The sequence below is a fragment of the Agromyces sp. GXS1127 genome (genome assembly GCF_050565425.1).
Lineage (GTDB): Bacteria > Actinomycetota > Actinomycetes > Actinomycetales > Microbacteriaceae > Agromyces.
In genome coordinates this window covers 178010-195349 of sequence record NZ_JBOCIG010000008.1, presented here as the reverse complement: position 1 = coordinate 195349, position 17340 = coordinate 178010, and the positions used below count along the sequence as shown (strand labels likewise).

General features: G+C 72.5%; 15 protein-coding genes. 10 read left to right on the top strand and 5 right to left on the bottom strand.

Going from position 1 to position 17340, the window contains the following annotated elements:
* Positions 1-467: 467 nt before the first annotated feature.
* The gene (locus tag ACQ393_RS15465) at positions 468-1307 is read right to left on the bottom strand and encodes an aldo/keto reductase (RefSeq protein ID WP_430647764.1); all 840 of its coding nucleotides are present in this window, start codon (positions 1305-1307) and stop codon (positions 468-470) included.
* Positions 1308-1439: 132 nt separating this feature from the next.
* On the opposite strand from ACQ393_RS15465, the gene hrpA reads away from it, so the two are divergent.
* Positions 1440-5504, top strand: a complete 4065-nt coding sequence (hrpA, locus tag ACQ393_RS15460; RefSeq protein WP_430647763.1) for an ATP-dependent RNA helicase HrpA — start codon at positions 1440-1442, stop codon at positions 5502-5504.
* Here the strand turns inward: hrpA and ACQ393_RS15455 are convergent.
* On the bottom strand, positions 5485-6000 hold the full coding sequence (locus tag ACQ393_RS15455; RefSeq protein ID WP_430647762.1) for an SRPBCC domain-containing protein: 516 nt from the start codon (positions 5998-6000) through the stop codon (positions 5485-5487). The two genes, hrpA and ACQ393_RS15455, sit on opposite strands and share 20 nt — an antisense overlap.
* Positions 5997-6332: an ArsR/SmtB family transcription factor gene (locus ACQ393_RS15450; protein WP_430647761.1), complete on the bottom strand. Its 336-nt coding sequence runs from the start codon at positions 6330-6332 to the stop codon at positions 5997-5999. The genes ACQ393_RS15455 and ACQ393_RS15450 overlap by 4 nt, the downstream gene beginning before the upstream one ends.
* Positions 6333-6427: 95 nt before the next feature.
* Here ACQ393_RS15450 and ACQ393_RS15445 point away from each other — a divergent pair, with 95 nt between their 5' ends.
* From ACQ393_RS15445 to ACQ393_RS15410, 8 genes are all read left to right on the top strand, one after another.
* Entirely contained in the window at positions 6428-7636 is a 1209-nt protein-coding gene (locus ACQ393_RS15445) for an MFS transporter (RefSeq protein ID WP_430647760.1), read from the top strand.
* 43 nt (positions 7637-7679) lie between these two features.
* Positions 7680-8510 carry an aldo/keto reductase gene (locus tag ACQ393_RS15440; protein ID WP_430647759.1) on the top strand — a complete coding sequence of 277 codons (831 nt, stop codon included), beginning with the start codon at positions 7680-7682 and terminating at the stop codon, positions 8508-8510.
* Positions 8511-8635: 125 nt separating this feature from the next.
* Positions 8636-9634: a DUF4349 domain-containing protein gene (locus tag ACQ393_RS15435; protein ID WP_430647758.1), complete on the top strand. Its 999-nt coding sequence runs from the start codon at positions 8636-8638 to the stop codon at positions 9632-9634.
* Between the two features lie 9 nt (positions 9635-9643).
* Positions 9644-10810, top strand: coding sequence for an acyl-CoA dehydrogenase family protein (locus ACQ393_RS15430; protein ID WP_430647757.1), 1167 nt, complete (start codon positions 9644-9646; stop codon positions 10808-10810).
* Between the two features lie 73 nt (positions 10811-10883).
* Positions 10884-11063 carry a hypothetical protein gene (locus ACQ393_RS15425; RefSeq protein WP_430647756.1) on the top strand — a complete coding sequence of 60 codons (180 nt, stop codon included), beginning with the start codon at positions 10884-10886 and terminating at the stop codon, positions 11061-11063.
* On the top strand, positions 11063-11935 hold the full coding sequence (locus ACQ393_RS15420; protein ID WP_430647755.1) for a metal-dependent hydrolase: 873 nt from the start codon (positions 11063-11065) through the stop codon (positions 11933-11935). Before ACQ393_RS15425 ends, ACQ393_RS15420 begins: the two co-directional genes overlap by 1 nt.
* Positions 11936-12042: 107 nt before the next feature.
* Entirely contained in the window at positions 12043-12537 is a 495-nt protein-coding gene (locus ACQ393_RS15415; protein ID WP_430647754.1) for a cation:proton antiporter regulatory subunit, read from the top strand.
* Between the two features lie 12 nt (positions 12538-12549).
* Positions 12550-13752: a cation:proton antiporter gene (locus ACQ393_RS15410; protein WP_430647753.1), complete on the top strand. Its 1203-nt coding sequence runs from the start codon at positions 12550-12552 to the stop codon at positions 13750-13752.
* A 9-nt stretch (positions 13753-13761) separates the two neighbouring features.
* On the opposite strand, the gene ACQ393_RS15405 is transcribed toward ACQ393_RS15410, so the two are convergent.
* Entirely contained in the window at positions 13762-14838 is a 1077-nt protein-coding gene (locus tag ACQ393_RS15405) for an LLM class flavin-dependent oxidoreductase (RefSeq protein WP_430647752.1), read from the bottom strand.
* A gap of 189 nt (positions 14839-15027) precedes the next feature.
* Between ACQ393_RS15405 and ACQ393_RS15400 the strand changes: the two genes are divergently transcribed.
* Positions 15028-15681, top strand: a complete 654-nt coding sequence (locus tag ACQ393_RS15400; RefSeq protein ID WP_430647751.1) for an NADPH-dependent F420 reductase — start codon at positions 15028-15030, stop codon at positions 15679-15681.
* Positions 15682-15697: 16 nt separating this feature from the next.
* Here ACQ393_RS15400 and ACQ393_RS15395 read toward each other — a convergent pair whose 3' ends face one another.
* Positions 15698-17263 (bottom strand): MFS transporter, encoded by a 1566-nt coding sequence (locus ACQ393_RS15395; RefSeq protein ID WP_430647750.1) that lies wholly within the window; start codon positions 17261-17263, stop codon positions 15698-15700.
* Between the last annotated feature and the right edge of the window lie 77 nt (positions 17264-17340).

The following is a 17340-nucleotide window of genomic DNA, read 5'->3' as shown; positions in this document are numbered from 1 at the left end:
CAGGAGAACACGGGGTTCAAAAAATTGGCATTGAACATAGTGCACGCTGTTGAGTTCTCAAGGAACGGACGCACCCGACAGACCAACCCGAAACCGAGCCAGCCCCACCAGGGCAACTTCCCTACTGTACCACGCCGCCCTGCGGATCCGATCCACCCGACGGAGTCGGACTGGAGTCGCGATCTCGAAGCATGGGCCCGGAGGCATCAGCTTCGAGGAGGTGTGGAATCGTCATCTTAGGCTTGAAGCAACCGAGTCGCAATGCAGCGCCTACGAGGCTGTTTGGCTAAGATCTGTCCGCTTCGCCCGGGGCGTTCGCTCCCGGCCGCCGCGGCGACATGGACAACCATACGCAGCGCCCGCGTCCGATCACAAATCGGTCTCGGATCCCGCGCGTGTCGCGCCATCCGCGCCTCGCCATCGGGGGCACGACCATCCGGCCGAACCCCCGATCAGCGGCCGATCGATCAACCGAAGTGCTGCGGGTCGGGCCCGAGTCGGCCCGCTCGCTCGATCGCGGTGATCCGGTCCATCTCGCCCTCCGAGAGCGCGAAGTCGAGCACGTCGAAGTTCTCGGCCATGCGCTCGCGCCGGTTCGACTTCGGGAAGACGATGAAGCCGCGCTGCAGGTGCCAGCGGATGACGACCTGCGCGGCCGTCCTGCCGTGCGCCTCGGCCGCCTCGGTCACCTCGGGCTGTTCGAGGAGCGGGTACTTGCCCTGCCCGAGCGGCCCCCACGACTCGACGGCGATCCCGTGCTCGAGCGCGAACTCGGTCGTCTCGGGCTGCTGGTGGGCCGGGTGCAGCTCGATCTGATCGACGGCCGGCACCACGTCGGTCTCGTCGAGCAGTCGCTGGAGGTGCGGGACCATGAAGTTGGAGACGCCGATCGAGCGCGCACGACCGGACTCGCGGATCTGCTCGAGCGCCCGCCACGACTCGACGTAGCGATCCTGCGCCGGAACCGGCCAGTGGATCAGGTAGAGGTCGACGTACTCGAGCCCGAGCCGGTCGAGGCTGCCCTCGAACGCGTCGAGCGCCGACTGCGTCCCCTGGTCGTCGTTCCAGAGCTTCGTCGTGACGTAGAGCTCCTCGCGGGGCAGGCCGGAGGCGGCGACCGCACGTCCGACGCCCTCCTCGTTGCCGTAGATCCGGGCGGTGTCGAGATGCCGGTAGCCGACCTCGAGCGCGTCCGTGACGATGCGCTCGGTCTCGGCCGGATCGACCTGGAACACCCCGAAGCCGAGCTGCGGGATCGAGTGGCCGTCATTGAGTTGCACGCGAGGAACGGGGTTCGTCTGGGTCATACAGACATGGAACACGGATCCCGCACGAGTTCCACCCCCTGTTCGCCCGGCGCGAAAGCGGATGCCGCGGCATCCGCCCTGCCCTCGCCCGCCCGCCGACCCGCGTCGCACCCGGAGTTAGGATTGAGGGCTATGCCTGCGCCCGTCCCCGCCACGATCACGTACCCGGCCGACCTGCCGGTCAGCGGTCGCCGCGACGACATCGCGCGCGCCATCCGCGACCACCAGGTCGTCATCGTCGCGGGCGCGACCGGCTCCGGCAAGACCACCCAGCTGCCGAAGATCTGCCTCGAGCTGGGTCGCGAGTCGATCGCGCACACGCAGCCGCGCCGGATCGCGGCGCGGACGATCGCCGAGCGCGTCTCCGAGGAGCTCGGGGTGGAGCTCGGGGACCTCGTCGGCTACCAGGTGCGATTCACCGATCGTGCGAGCGAGGCCACGCGCATCAGGGTGATGACCGACGGCATCCTGCTGAACGAGATCCACCGCGACCGCGACCTGCGGCGGTACGACACGATCATCATCGACGAGGCGCACGAGCGCAGCCTCAACATCGACTTCCTGCTCGGGTACCTGAAGCGCCTCCTCCCCCGTCGACCCGATCTGCGCGTGATCATCACGAGCGCGACGATCGACCCCGAGAGCTTCGCGGCGCACTTCGCGGATGCCTCGGGCACGCCGGCCCCGATCATCGAGGTATCCGGCCGCACCTACCCGGTCGAGGTCCGCTACCGCCCGCTCGTCGCCGAATCGGCCGGTTCGGGGGGCGGCGACGACGCCGACGACGAAGGAGCGGCGGCGGAGGATCGCGACATCCAGCGCGGCATCCTCGACGCCCTCGACGAGCTGGGGCGCGAGGCACCCGGCGACGTCCTGGTGTTCCTCTCCGGCGAGAGCGAGATCCGGGACGCCGAGGCCGCGGTCCGAGCGCACGCCGCGCGGCGCGGCGCGGCCGACGCGACCGAGGTGCTGCCCCTCTACGGACGCCTGTCGTCCGCCGACCAGCATCGCGTGTTCGAGCCGTCGAAGGTCGCCGGGCTCCGGCGGCGGGTCGTGCTCGCGACGAACGTCGCCGAGACGAGCCTCACCGTGCCGGGCATCCGCTACGTCGTCGACGCCGGCACCGCGCGCGTCAGCCGGTACTCCGCGCGGTCGAAGGTGCAGCGCCTCCCGATCGAGCCGATCTCGCAGGCGTCGGCGAACCAGCGCTCGGGTCGCTCCGGCCGGACGAGCGACGGCATCGCCATCCGGCTCTACTCCGAGGACGACTTCGACAAGCGCCCCGAGTTCACGGATCCCGAGATCCTGCGCACGAACCTCGCGGCGGTCATCCTGCAGATGGCCTCGCTCGGGATCGGCGCGGTCGAGGACTTCCCGTTCCTGACGCCGCCCGACGCCCGAGGCATCCGCGACGGCGTCGACCTGCTCCGCGAGCTCGGGGCGATCGACGACGCGAATGCCGCGGACGGCCCGCAGCTGACCCGGATCGGGCGCCAGCTGGCGCGCCTGCCGATCGAGCCGCGGTTCGCGCGCATGGTGCTGGAGTCGAAGGCGCAGGGCGTGAGCCGCGAGGTGCTCGCGATCGTCGCGGGGCTCACGATCCAGGACCCCCGCGAGCGTCCGCTCGAGCATCGCGAGCAGGCCGACGAGCTGCACCGGCGGTTCGTCGATCCGACGAGCGACTTCCTGACCCTGCTGAACCTCTGGAACCACCTCGAGGAGCAGCAGCGCGAGCTCTCGGGCAGCGCGTTCCGCCGCATGTGCCGCACCGAGTTCCTCAACTACCTGCGCGTGCGCGAGTGGCAGGACCTCTATCGGCAGCTCGTGCGGCTCGCCAAGCCGCTGGGGCTGCACGTCGCGAGCGCGGCGGGGGCGCCGAATCCCGACGGCATCCACCGCTCCCTGCTGGCCGGCCTGCTGTCGCAGATCGGCATCCGCGACGACAGCCGCACGTCGAGCGGACGAGGAGGTGCCGGTGCGCAGCGCGAGTCCGAGCGACGCGGACGCCGCCAGCAGGCCGAGTTCGCGGGGGCGCGGGGCGCGCGCTTCGTGGTGTTCCCCGGCTCGGCGCTCGCGAAGAAGCCGCCGGCCGCGATCATGGCGGGCGAGCTCGTCGAGACGAGCCGGCTGTTCGCCCGGACTGCGGCGGCGATCGACCCGGCGTGGGCCGAGCAGCTCGCGGGCCCGCTCGCGAAGCGCTCCTATTCGTCGCCGCGATGGGAGCGACGCCAGGGCTCGGCAGTCGCCGACGAGAAGGTGCTCCTCTTCGGCGTCCCGATCATCCCGAAGCGCCGAATCCAGCTCGCCCGCGTCGACGCCGCGCTCGCGCGCGAGCTGTTCATCCGCCACGCGCTGGTCGAGGAGGACTGGGACTGGAACCGGCTCGACCGGCGCGTCTACGGCTTCATCCGTCGCAACCGCGACCTGCGCCGCGAGCTCGGCGAGCTCGAGGAGCGCACGCGTCGCCGCGACGTGCTCGCGGGCGACGAGGCGGTCGTCGCGTTCTACGAGGAACGGCTGCCGGCGGATGCCACGGACGCCCGCACGTTCGAGCGCTGGTGGCGCGGCGAGCATCGGAGTCATCCGGACCTGCTCACGATGACCCGGGCCGACCTGCTCGGCGACGACGACGTGTCGGCCTACGGCGGACTCCCCGACCGGTGGCGGCAGGGCGACCAGACCCTGACGCTCCGCTACCGGTTCGAGCCCGGCGCCGACGACGACGGCGTGACCGTGCAGGTGCCGCTCGTGCTGCTGCCGCGACTCGAGCCGACGGGGTTCGACTGGCAGGTCCCGGGCTTGCGCGACGAGCTCATCACCGCCATGCTGCGGACGCTTCCGAAGGTGCTGCGCCGCCAGGTGGTGCCGGCGGCGGAGTGGGCGGCGAAGATCGCCGCCGAGCTGCCCGAGGGGCCCGAATCGGGCGAGGCACGCGCGCCGTTCACCGAGACCGTCGCGGGCGTCATCAAGCGCCTGACCTACGCACCGGTGACGGCGGAGGACTTCGACCTCGACCGGCTTCCGCCGCACCTGCGCGTGACCTTCCGCGCGGTCGACGAACGCGGCCGCACGGTCGGCGACGACAAGGACCTCGCCGCGTTGCAGTCGCGCCTCGCCGATCGGGCCGGGCGCGCGGTCGCCTCGACGTTCGCCGGCGCGCCCGCCGCTCGCCGCGGTCAGGGCGCGACGGATGCCTCGGGCTCGGCTCCGGGCGGCCGCCCGACCGGCTCGGGCGCCTCGTCCCACGACGGCCGCGCCGCCTCGCCGCGGGGCGGCCGCGGCGGCAGGCCGGACCCGACCGGCGGATCGCACGCCCCCGGGCCCTCCTTCGCCGAACGCACCGGCCTCACGACTTGGGACTGGGACGACCTGCCCGCCCATGTCGACACCCGGCAGGCGGGCAACGTCGTGCGCGCCTACCCGGCGCTCGTCGACGAGGGGGCCTCCGCGGCGCTGCGCCTGGTGGCCACCGAGGAGGAGCGCGACCGGGCGTCGCGCCGCGGCATCCGTCGCCTGCTGATCCTCGCGACGCCGACGCCCGTCGCGTACGTGCAGGAGCACCTGTCGAACCAGGAGAAGCTCGCGCTGGCCTCGAGCGCGTACGCCGGACCGCGCGCGCTGCTCGACGACTGCCTCGCGGCCGTGGTCGACGCGGAGCTCGCGGCGCGGCATCCCGACGGACTCGTGCGTACGCGCGCCGAGTTCCGGGCCGTGCGCGACGCCGTCTCGGAGAACGTCATGGATCGGATGTTCGAGACGGTGGGACTGGTGTCGCGGATCCTCGTCGCCGCCCGCGACGCCGACCGGGCGATCTCGAAGGCGTCGAGCCTCCAGCTCATGTCGGCGCTCGCCGACGCCCGGTCCCAGCTCGAGGCGCTCGTGCCATCCGGCTTCGTGTCGGCCACCGGGCTCGAGCGGCTGCGCCACCTGCCGCGCTACCTCGAGGCGATCACCGTCCGGGTGCGCCGGATGCAGGAGAACCCGGGCCGCGACCGGCAGGTCGTGACCGAGTTCGACCAGGCGCGCAGCGCCTACGAGAAGGCCGGCGGCGCGTTCCCGATCGACTCCGCGGCCGACCCGCGGCTCGTGCGGGTCAGGTGGATGCTCGAGGAGCTCCGCGTCGGGCTGTTCGCGCAGGAGCTGCGCACGGCCGAGACGGTGTCGGTGAAGCGCGTCGTCAAGGCGCTCGCCGAGTGAGCGCGGCGAGCCGCGCCGCGTAACCCGGCTCGAGCTCCGCGAAGCGGGCGTCCCAGCGGGCTCGGTCCTTCGGCGCGGTCGGATCGGCGAGGTGCCGGGCGAGGCTCTCGAGGTAGGTGTGCCAGCCGGGTCCGTAGTCGGGACGCGTGACGTGCTCGTGTCGCAGGCGCAGGCGCGTTCGACCGTCGGCGACCGGCTCGAGTCGGACCGTCAGGAGGGTCGGCGGCTCGCCGACCACGGTCCACGTCGTCGTGAAGCCATGCGGCCGGTCGCACGAGACGACCTCGCCGTCGCAGTAGACCTCGCCGTCGCGCGTGAGCGCCTGCCAGCGCCCGCCGAGGCGGACGTCGCCGCGGTACGCCGCCATCCACCGGGCGAGGCGCTCGGGCGTGGTGATCGCCTCCCACAGGTCCTCGGGGTCGGTGTCGTAGACGTCGTCGAAGCGCAGCTCGAAGCCGGGCTCGTCGGGCAGGATGTCGCCGGTCACGGCCATCATGCGTCCTTCCGTCGGGCGCGCGCGCCGCGCGCGATCTCGGTGTGCAGCGCGTCGAGCCGCTGCGGCCAGAGCCTGCGGTAGCGCTCGAGGGCGGCGGATGCCTCGTCGAGGCCGGCCGGTTCGAGCGCATAGATGCGGCGAGCGCCCTCCGCCCGAACGGTCGCGAAGCCGTGCTCGCGGAGGATGCGCAGGTGGCGCGACACGGCCGGCTGCGTGATGCCGAACTCCGCCGCGACGACGTCGACGACCGCGCCCGCCGGCCGCTCGCCGTCGGCGAGGAGGTCGAGGATGCGGCGCCGCACCGGGTCGCCCAGGACGTCGAACGCGTGCACGGCGACATCCTATCACCGTGACGTTATATAGAGAAGGACTGATAGGCGCTCGCCTCCCGAGTCGCCGGCACCCGCGTCGATAGGATCGAGCCACCGTGGCCGGCTACACAGATCTCCTCAGGACCAAGGGCGTCGCGCGCATCATCGCCGCCCAGCTGACCGCACGGTTCCCGTCGGGCATGCTCTCGCTCGCATTCCTCCTGCACGTCGAGCAGCAGACCGATTCGTACGGCGCAGCCGGGCTCGTGCTCGCCGCCACCTCGATCGGGCAGGCGATCGCCGGGCCGCTGACCAGCCGGCTCATGGGCAGGTTCGGCATGCGACCGGTGCTCATCACGACGCTCGTCGTGTGCGTGGCATCCGTCGTCGCGATCGGCGTCCTGCCGCTCACGGTGCCCCTCTACATGGCGATCGGGCTCGTGTGCGGGCTCTCGACGCCGCCCGTGCAGCCCGCCGTCCGCACGATCTACCCGAAGATGGTCAACTCCCGGCAGCTCACCCCGCTGTTCTCGCTCGACGCCTCCGCGCAGGAGATCATCTGGGTGGTCGGCCCGGTCGTCACGACGTTCGTCTCGACGCAGATCGGCACCGTCTGGGGCATCCTGCTCGCCGCGGCGCTCATGGTGATCGGCGGCATCTGGTTCATCTCCTCGCCCGAACTCGGTCGCGTGCGCATCCCGCGCTCCAAGCGCGCGTTCGGCAAGGTGCTCGCGCGCCCGCCGGTCATGCTCGCGACGATCGGCGGGTTCCTCCTCATCGGCGCGTGCGCGGCGATCGAGGCGGGCGTCGTGGCGGCGTTCGGGCACGGCGGCGCCGAGGCCGGCATCGTGCTCGCGATCTTCTCGATCGGCAGCCTCGCCGGCGGCCTCGGCCTCGGCCACGTCCCCATCGGCCCGTGGTCGACGGCGCGTCGCATGTTCATCGTGTTCGCCGGCACCGCGCTCGCGGCCTTCTCGATGGACTTCTGGTGGCTCGCCGTCACGCTCTTCATCGCGGGCATCGGCATCGCGCCCGCGCTCGCGGTGCTGTTCGCGATCGTCTCGGCCAGCGTGAAGTTCTCCGACACCGCCGAGGCGTACGGATGGGTCGGCACGGGCCAGCTCATCGGCGCCGCGCTCGGCTCGGCGCTCGCGGGCTTCCTCATCGACGGCTACGACGCGGTCGGCGCGTTCTGGGCGGCCACCGTGCTCGCCTTCCTCGGCTTCGTCGTGCCGGCGCTCGCCCGCCGTTGGCACCCCGACCTGCGCGGTCGCGACGCGAGTCCGATCCCCGACACCGAACCGGTCACGATCACGCCGAGCTGACGAGGCTCGGCACCGACGCGAACCAGAGACGAAAGGCGAACGGATGCCGCATCCGCCCCTCGCACCCACGGTCCCCCTCGCCGACGGGCGCTCGATCCCCCAGGTCGGCTACGGCATGTACAAGGTGCCGGCGGCGGATGCCACGCGGCTCGCGCGCTCCGCCATCGAGCTCGGCTATCGGCACCTCGACACCGCGGCCCTCTACGGCAACGAGGCCGAGGCGGGCGCCGCCGTGCGCGAGTGCGGCCTGCCGCGCGAGGAGCTCTTCGTCACGAGCAAGGTCTGGAACGACGACCACGGCTACGACGAGACGCTCCGCGCGTTCGACGCGGCCATGCAGCGCTTCGGGCTCGACCGGCTCGACCTCTTCCTCATCCACTGGCCGGTGCCGTCCCGGGACCGCTACGTCGACACCTGGCGGGCGCTCGTGCGCCTCCGCGACGAGGGACGCACGACCTCGATCGGAGTCTCCAACTTCCACGCCCACCACCTCGAGCGGATCATCGACGACACCGGCGTCGCGCCCGTCGTGAACCAGGTCGAACTGCACCCGTGGCTGCCGCAGCGCGAGTTGCGGGCGTTCCACGAGCGGGCGGGCATCCGCACCGAGGCCTGGTCGCCGCTCGCGCGCGGACGCCTGCTCGGCGACCCCGTGCTCGAGCCCATCGCCGCGAAGCACGGCCGCTCGGTGGCGCAGGTCGTGCTCGCGTGGCACGTCGCGCAAGGCACGATCGTGATCCCGAAGGCCTCCAGCCCGGAGCGGATCGCCGAGAACCTCGACGTGTTCTCGTTCGAGCTCGACGACGCGGATGTCGCGGCCATCGCGACGCTCGAGACGGGCGAGCGCACGGGCCGCGACCCCGATTCCGACTGAGTCGGCGAGCGGGACGCGGCATCCGAGCGCCCCCCATGCGCTCACAGCCGACCGCAACCGGATCGTGACCCGACTTGCAGCCGGCATCCAGACTTCGGATCACGCCCCGGCGCTACCGTGACCGCATGACCAGCCGAGGGATCCGATTCGCAGGGCTCGTCGCCCTCTCCGCGCTCCTCCTCACGGGCTGCAGCATGGCCTCGGGAGGCTCCGACAGCGAGATGTCGGAACCCGACATCGGGATGGAGGCGCCCGCCGGCGGCGGCGGCGTCGCGCCCCGCGACGAGCAGCCGTTCACCGAGGACGAGCAGGCCGGCTCGATCGAGGAGGACGACCACGTCATCCGGTCCGGGTGGATGGCGATCACCGTCGACGACCCCATCGACGCCGCCGCCGAGGTCGCCGCGCTGGTCGGCGCCGCCGACGGGCGGATCGACAGCCGCAACGAGACGCCCGCGACCGACACCCAGCAGGCTCGTGCGACGCTCGTCGTCCGCATTCCCGCCGACCGCTACGACGACGTGCTCGCCGACCTCCGGGAGCTCGGCGAGGTCGACTCGGTCCAGCTCGAGTCGGACAACGTGAGCCAGCAGCGGCGCGACCTCGACTCCAGGATCGAGTCGCTGCAGACCTCGGTCGACCGGCTTCGCACCCTGCTCGCGCAGGCCGACGACGTCGGCGACCTCATCGCCATCGAGTCCGAGCTCACCACCCGGCAGTCCGAGCTCGATGCGCTCACCGCCCAGCGCGACGCGCTCGTCGACCGAGTCGACTACTCGACGCTCACCGTCGAACTGCTCTCCGAGGGGCTCGCGCCGGAGGCCGGACCGAACGACTTCTGGAGCGGCCTGGCCGCCGGATGGAACGCGCTCGTCGGCTTCGTCTCGGGCCTGCTCGTCGTGATCGGCGTCATGCTGCCGTGGCTCGCGCTGCTCGCGGTGATCGCCGCGATCGTGGTCGGGATCATCGTGCTCGCGACCCGCGGCGGGCGCAGGCCGCGCGGCGGCGGGCCGCGCGACGGCGGGGGCGTGACGGATGCCTCGGAGACCCTCGAGGGCGCGCACGCCGCTGCCGACGCCTCGACCGACCCGACCGCCGGCTCCAGCGCCGGACGCCCGGCGTAGGCTGGCGCCGTGAGCGCCGACCTGACCGTGGAATCCCTGCTCGACGACGACCTGCTGGCGCGGTTCCGCGAACGCGCGGCGCGCTACGACCGCGAGAACGCGTTCTTCGTCGACGACCTCGCCGAACTCGCCGAACGCGGCTACCTCGGGGCGCTCGTTCCAGCAGCGCTCGGCGGCCTCGGCTGGGGGCTCGCCGACGTCGTGCGTGCACAGTCGCGCCTCGCGACCGCGGCGCCCGCGACGGCGCTCGGCGTGAACATGCACCTCGTCTGGACGGGCGTCGCGCGAGTCCTCCACGACCGGGGCGACGACGGGCTCGACTTCGTGCTCGCCGAGGCGGCCGCGGGCGAGGTGTTCGCGTTCGGCATCAGCGAGGCCGGCAACGACCTCATGCTGTTCGGCTCGGGCACGGTCGCCGACCCGCAGCCCGACGGCGGCGTGCGCTACACGGGCCGGAAGATCTTCACCTCGCTCTCCCCCGCCTGGACCCGGCTCGGGGTGCACGGTCTCGACACCGCCTCGGCCGACGGGCCCAAGGTCGTCTACGGGTTCATCGACCGCGAGGACCCGGACGTGCGGACGCTGGACGACTGGGACACGATCGGCATGCGCGCCACGCAGAGCCGGACGACCGTGCTCGACGGCGCGGTCGCCGCACCCGACCGCATCGTCAGGCGACTCGACCCGGGCCCCAACCCCGACCCGTTCGTGTTCGCGATCTTCGCCTGCTTCGAGCTGTTCCTGAGCTCGGTGTACGCCGGCCTCGCCCAGCGGGCGCTCGACCTCGCCGTCGACGCCGCGCGCTCGCGGACGTCGGCGCGCACCGGCCTTCCGCGCTCCGAGGACCCGGCCGTGCGGCGGCGCATCGCCGAGGCCGCGCTCGCACTCGACGGCGTGGCACCGCAACTCCTCGGCCTGGCGAACGACGTCGCCGACGGCACGGACCACGGCGCGTTCTGGTTCGCCAGGCTCTCGGGCGTGAAGGTCCGCACCGTCCAGACCGCTCGCGACGTCGTCGACGCCGCCGTGCGGGTGGCCGGCGGCGGCACCTACTTCGCCGGCAACGAGCTCGGCCGGCTGCAGCGCGACGTGCTCGCGGGCGTGTTCCACCCCTCGAGCGACGACGCCGCGCTCAACACGATCGCCAACGCCTGGCTCGGGCCGGTACAGGACTGACGGTCCGCGGGGCGGCGGCCGCGCTCGCTAGACTGGCGCCGCGGCGGCTCGCCGCGTCCGAAGGAGGTCCCTCGTGAGCGTGTTCCCGTTCCTCATCGCCATGGCGCTGTTCGTGTTCGGAATGTGGCTGTTCGGCATCGCCGACGCCGTACCCGGCTTCGAGGCACTCGTCTTCTTCGGGGGCATCGTCTGCGTCGCGATCGCCCTCGCCATCCCGGTGAACATCCTCGGCCGGCGCGAGTCCGGCGTCTGATGGGGCTGCCCGACACCGACACGATCGTCACCTACCCCGCCGGAGACCTCCGCACCGAGGCGCGCGTCCTCGTCGTGGCCCCGCACGACGGCCGCCTCGCCGTGATCACCGATCGCACGAGCATCCACCCGGTCGACTCCGCCTGGCCCGACCAGCCGGCGGATGCCGGCGTGCTCCGCGCGGGCGGACGCGAGCACGCGATCCTCGACGCGGTCGTCGCCGCGACCGATGGGACCGAACTGCACCTCGGCAGCGTCCCCGTGCGGCCCGGGACCGACGGCTGGTCGTTCCTCGTCGCCCATCTCGTCGATGCCGACGTCGTGGTCGGCGAAGGCGAGGACGTCGAGCTCGAAGCGGATGCCGCGACCCGGCGCTCCCTGTCGATCGGCCACACCGCCTGCCACGCGGCATCCCTCGCGCTGAACCGGGCGCTCGCGTCCCGCTGGTCGAAGGCCGCCCGCGAGGACGCCCTCGGCGCCCCCGACTTCGACGGCATCGCGATCGCGTCCTCGCGCATCGAGCCCTCGGGCGCGGTCGACCGCTATCGGCTCAACAAGTCGCTGCGGCGCGCCGGCTTCGACCCGACCGGCCTCGCCGACGTGCTCGACGAGCTCGCGGCATCCGTCGACTCGACGCTCGCCGACTGGGTCGGCGCCGATGCGAAGGTGCGCATCGAACGCGTGGGCGACGAGCTCACCGATCGACGGACCTGGGTGTGCGAGCTCCCGCACGCGAGCGCGCGGATCCCGTGCGGCGGCACGCACGCCGGCTCCCTCGGCGAGCTCGGCGAGGTGCACGTCTCGTTCGCGATCGACGACGACGGCGGCACCCCGGTGCTGACCATGACGACCCGCGCGGCGGCATCCGACTGACCCGCGGGGCAACGCCGCGCGTGTCGCCCGACGATCGCCGCGCCCCGACCGCTCGTCCTGAGCGTTCCTCAGCCTGAAGGTCGCCGGACGGGGCTAGCATGGCGAACGTGGGAATTCGCATCGAGAAGATCGACCTGCCCGGGATCGGCTTCCGCCACGACCTCGTCACCGAGAGCGGTCGACGCATCAGCGTGGTGTCGCACCGGGACGGCGAACGCGACCTCGGGGTCTTCGACGAGGACGACCCCGACGAGTGCCGCGACACGATCCCGCTGAGCGACGACGAGGCCGCCGCGCTCGCGGACGTGCTCGGCGCCTCCGTCATGCTCGCCCGGCTGACCAGCCTCTCCGACGAGACGACGGGGCTCTTCACCGAGCAGATCGCGCTGCCGACGGACTCGGTCTACCTCAACCGCCCACTCGGCGACACCAAGGCGCGCACGCGCACCCACTCGTCGATCGTGGCGATCATGCGCGACGGACAGGTGATCCCGTCGCCGACTCCGGCCGACGTGCTGCGCGCCGGCGACGTGATCGTCGCCGTGGGCACGCGCGACGGCCTCGACGGACTGGCCCGATTGCTCGCCTCCGGCTCCGACTGATCCGGGGGCCCGATGCACGAGACCACGCTGCTCCTCATCGAAGTCGGCGCGCTGCTCCTCGCCATGTCCCTCCTGGGGCGCCTCGCCATCCGCATCGGCCTCTCCCCGATCCCCTTCTACCTGCTGCTCGGACTCGCGTTCGGCAACGGCGGGCTGCTGCCGTTCGAGGCGAGCGAGGAGTTCTTCGCCACGGGCGCCGAGATCGGCGTGATCCTGCTGCTCGCCCTGCTCGGGCTCGAGTACACGGCCGAGGAGCTCGTGATCGGCCTGAGGTCCTCGCGTCGCGCCGGCATCCTCGACGCGCTGCTCAACGCGCTCCCCGGCGCCGCGTTCGCACTGCTGCTCGGCTGGGGGCCCATCGCCGCGGTCGCCCTCGCCGGGGTCACCTGGGTGTCGTCGTCGGGCGTGATCGCCAAGCTGCTGCGCGACCTCGGGCGGCTCTCCAACCGCGAGACGCCGCCGGTGCTCGCCGTGCTCGTGCTCGAGGACCTCGCGATGGCGTTCTACCTGCCCGTGCTCTCGGCGCTCGTCGTCGGGATGAGCCTGCTCCAGGGTGCGATCGGCGTCGCCATCGCGGTCTCGATCGTCCTCGTCATCCTGTTCGTGGCGCTGCGCCACGGGCACATCATCTCCCGGTTCTTCCCGGCCGAGCACGCCGAGCCCCTGCTGCTCGGCGTGCTCGGGCTCGTCATGCTCGTCGCCGGTCTCGCACAGGAGGTGAGCGTCTCGGCCGCGGTCGGGGCGTTCCTCGTCGGCATCGCACTGTCCGGTCGCGTCGCCGCGAACGCCAGCGCGGTGCTCACGCCGCTGCGCGACCTCTTCGCCGCGATCTTCTTCGTGTTCTTCGGGCTCACGACCGACTCGTCGGCGATCGTCTCCATGCTCCTGCCCGCCGCGGGCCTCGCCGCGCTCACGGTCCTCACGAAGCTCGTCTCCGGCGCGTATGCGGCCCGGCGGGCCGGCGTCGGCACGCTCGGACAGTGGCGTGCCGGGCTGGTCCTCGCACCCCGCGGCGAGTTCTCGATCGTCATCGCCGGTCTCGCGGTGGGGTCCGGCATCGAGCCCGCTCTCGCGCCCCTCGCCACCGGCTACGTGCTGATCACGATCCTCGCCGGCACCTTCCTCGCGAGGATGCCCGACGCCGCGTGGTTCCGGAGCGCGGTGCGCCGCAGGACGGCATCGAAGGCGGCGCGGCTGTCGGCCGCGAAGCCGTAGGCGCGGGCGTCAGGCGCCGCCGGCGGCGGCACCCGGCGCGTCGGGCTCGTCGTCGGCGAGCAGCTCGCGCACGCGCGGCACGACCTCGGTGGCGTAGAGCTCGATGGTGCGGAGCATCGCCTCGTGCGGCAGCGTGCCGTTGGAGTACTTGAGGTCGAAGCGATCCGCGCCCAGGGTGCGCAGCGTCGCAGCGATCTTCTGCGCGACGGTCTCCGGGGAGCCCGCGTACAGCGCGCCGTTCGGGCTCGCCTCCCCCTCGAAGTGCTCGCGGGTCACCGCGCCCCAGCCGCGCTCGCGCCCGATCCGGTTCATGATGACCTCGTAGTGCGGCCAGAGCGTCTCGAGCGCCTGCTCGTCCGTCTCGGCGACGATCCCCGGCGAGTGCACGGCGATCGGCTGCGGTTCGTGCCCGAACTGCGCGAGCGCCTTCCGGTAGAGCTCCGCGAGCGGGGCGAAGCGCGCCGGACTGCCGCCGATGATCGCGAGGACGAGCGGCAGTCCGTAGTGGGCGGCGCGCACGACGGACTCGGGGCTGCCGCCGACGCCGACCCACGTGCGCAGCCGACCGTGCTCGACCTTGGGGAACACCTCCTGGTCGGCGAGCGACGCGCGCAGCTTGCCCTCCCAGGTGACGGGCTCCTGCGGCAGCAGCGCCGAGAAGAGGTTGAGCTTCTCCTCGAACAGGTCCTGGTACTGGCTCAGGTCGTAGCCGAAGAGCGGGAACGACTCGATGAACGACCCGCGGCCGAGGATCACCTCGGCCCGTCCGCGGGAGACCGCGTCGAGCGTCGCGAAGCGCTGGTAGACGCGTACCGGGTCGTCGGAGCTCAGGACCGTGACCGCCGAGCCGAGGTGGATCCGCTCGGTCCGTCCGGCGATGGCCGCGAGCACGACCTCGGGCGCCGAGATCGCGAACTCGTGCCGGTGGTGCTCGCCGACGCCGAAGAAGTCGAGGCCGAGGCGGTCGGCGAGTTCGGCCTCCTCGACGACGTTGCGGAGCACCTGCGCCTGCGGCAGCGGCTCGCCGTCCGGGCCGAGGGTCACGTCGCCGAAGGTGTCGAGTCCGAATTCGTGGTGGCGCGCCATCCGCTGCTCCCGTCGTGTGATCGATGCATCTTCATGCACCTCATCGGAACCTCGTCTGCTGAGAGAGTATTCCGTGGGGTTCGGGAATGCCCGCCCGACCGGGTGCGTTTCCCGATGGAGACGGTGCCGGACGCCCGGCGCCCGGTCGGCGTGCGCCTCGGATCGCCCGCCGTGGATGGAGGAACGCACGTGGCGGATCGACCGACGATCGGCATCTTCGGCGCCGGCAAGGTGGGCACGGCGCTCGCCCGGCTGCTCGTCGACGCCGGCTACGACGTCGCCCTCACGGGGTCCCCGCGGCAGACGGCGCTGGAGCTGCTCGTCTCGGTGGTCGCGCCCGGGGCGCGCGTCTCGGATGCCGAGCAGCTCGTGGCCGACTCCGACGTGATCGTCGTCGCCGTGCCGTTCGGCAAGGTCGGCACCGTGCCTTGGCCCGCCCTCGACGGCAAGGTCGTCGTCGACGCGACCAACTACTGGCCGCCCGTCGACGGGCACATCCCCGAGGTCGACGCCGACGAGCGCACGACGAGCGAGATCCACGCGGCACTGAACCCCGCGGCCCACGTCGTCAAGTCGCTCAACCATCTCGGCTATCACGACATGGAGGACGATCCGATGCCGCCCGGTTCGCCGTTGCGGCGCGCGATCGCCGTGGTCGGCGACGAGGCCGCCGCCCGCGAGGTCGTGGCGCGGATCATCGACGACCTCGGCTTCGACGCCGTCGACGGCGGGGCGCTCGCGAACGGCCGCGCGCTCGAGCCCGGTCACCCGGCGTTCGGCCGGGAACTGTCGTCCTCCGAGCTGGCGAGGTTGCTCGAGGCCGAGCGCACGATCGCCGCCTGAACCGGACGCGGGCCGGTCAGGCCGATACCGGCCCGTCCGCCTCCGGGTCCGCGACGGGTCGCGACGGCCCCTGCTCGCCCGAGGCCTCGGCGCGCCCCCTGCCGTCGCGGGACTCGGCGCCGCCTCCCGTACTCGTGCCGCTGAGACGCTGCCGCAGGTCCAGGAGGCCCACGAGCAGCGCGACGACGAGCAGCGCCCCGACGGCGGCGATGCCGACCGCGTAGGCCTGGTGGAACACGTCGATCCGGGGCTCGCCGCCCTGCTCGCGGAAGATCGTCGAGTAGAAGAGCGAGAGGGCGACGGCCGTGCCGATCGCCGTGCCGATGCGCTGCCCGAGTTGGCCGACCGACCCCGCGAGCCCGCCGCGCATGATCGGGACCTCCGCGAGGGCGAGGACCTGGTTCGGGGCGATGACGAACCCGCCGCCGGCGCCGCCGATGAGCATGACCGCCGCCATGAGCCAGGGCGTGAGGTCGGGCGGCGTCGCCACGGCGACGAGGACGAGCAGCCCGAAGCCGATGAGGAGCATCACCAGCCCGGCGACGACGAGCGGACGCCCGACGCGGTTGACGAGGCGTCCGCCGAGCCAGGAGGTGTAGGCGCTCGTGAGCGCGAAGCCGATGGTGACCATGCCGGCGAACACCGGCGCGAGACCGAGGCCCTCCTGCAGGTAGAGGGTGGTGAGCAGGAACGAGGCCGGCATCGCGGCGAAGTACACCGTGGCGAGCAGCGTCCCGTTCCGGTACGAGCGGAGCGAGAACAGGTCGAGCGGCACGAGGGGCGCTCGACCGGATGCCGCGTACCGCCGTTCCCACCAGAGGAACGAGACGAGGGCGATCGCGAAGACCACGAGGGTCCACCACCGTGCCGGATCGTCGTCAGGCGAGCCGGTGGTGAGCAGGAACGGCCACATGAGCGACGCGATCGCGATGCCGAAGAGCACGACGCCGACGGGGTCGAGCGAGATGCGCCGCGACTCGCCGGCCGGCCGCCCCGGCAGCAGTCGCGCCGCGAACCCGATCGCGATGAGCGCGAGCGGCACGTTCATCCAGAAGATCCCGCGCCAGCCGTCCTCCGGGCCGCCGATCGCGATCGCGAGACCGCCCAACGTCGGTCCGAACGCCGTCGCGATGCCGATCGTCGCGCCGAACAGGCCGAACGCGGCGCCGCGCTCCGCCCCCTGGAACAGCTGCTGGACGAGGCCGAGCACCTGGGGCATCTGGATGCCCGCCGCGACGCCCTGCAGGAGGCGGCCGACGAGCAGCACCGTGGCGTTCGGTGCGATCGCGCAGACCAGGCTCGTGAGCAGGAAGAGGCTGAGCCCGACGATGAACATCGTCTTGCGCGAGCCCTGGTCGCCGATGCGACCGGCCGGCACGAGCGTGAGCCCGAACGCGAGCACGAACCCCGAGACGAGCAGGCCGAGCTCCGTCGGACCCGCGCCGAGCGCGTCCTCGATGGACGGCAGCGCGACGTTGACCTTCGTCAGGTCCATGATCGTGAGCGCCGCGACGCCCACGCACACCCAGTACGCGCGCCAACGGCGGTCGTTCGCCTCGCGGGCGGGATGGGGTTGCGTCATCCGCTCCAGCCTACGCCGGGCGGGAGCAGGCGCCCGCAGGGCCGCCGCTTCAGCCAGGCGAGTCGGAGCGCTCCCCC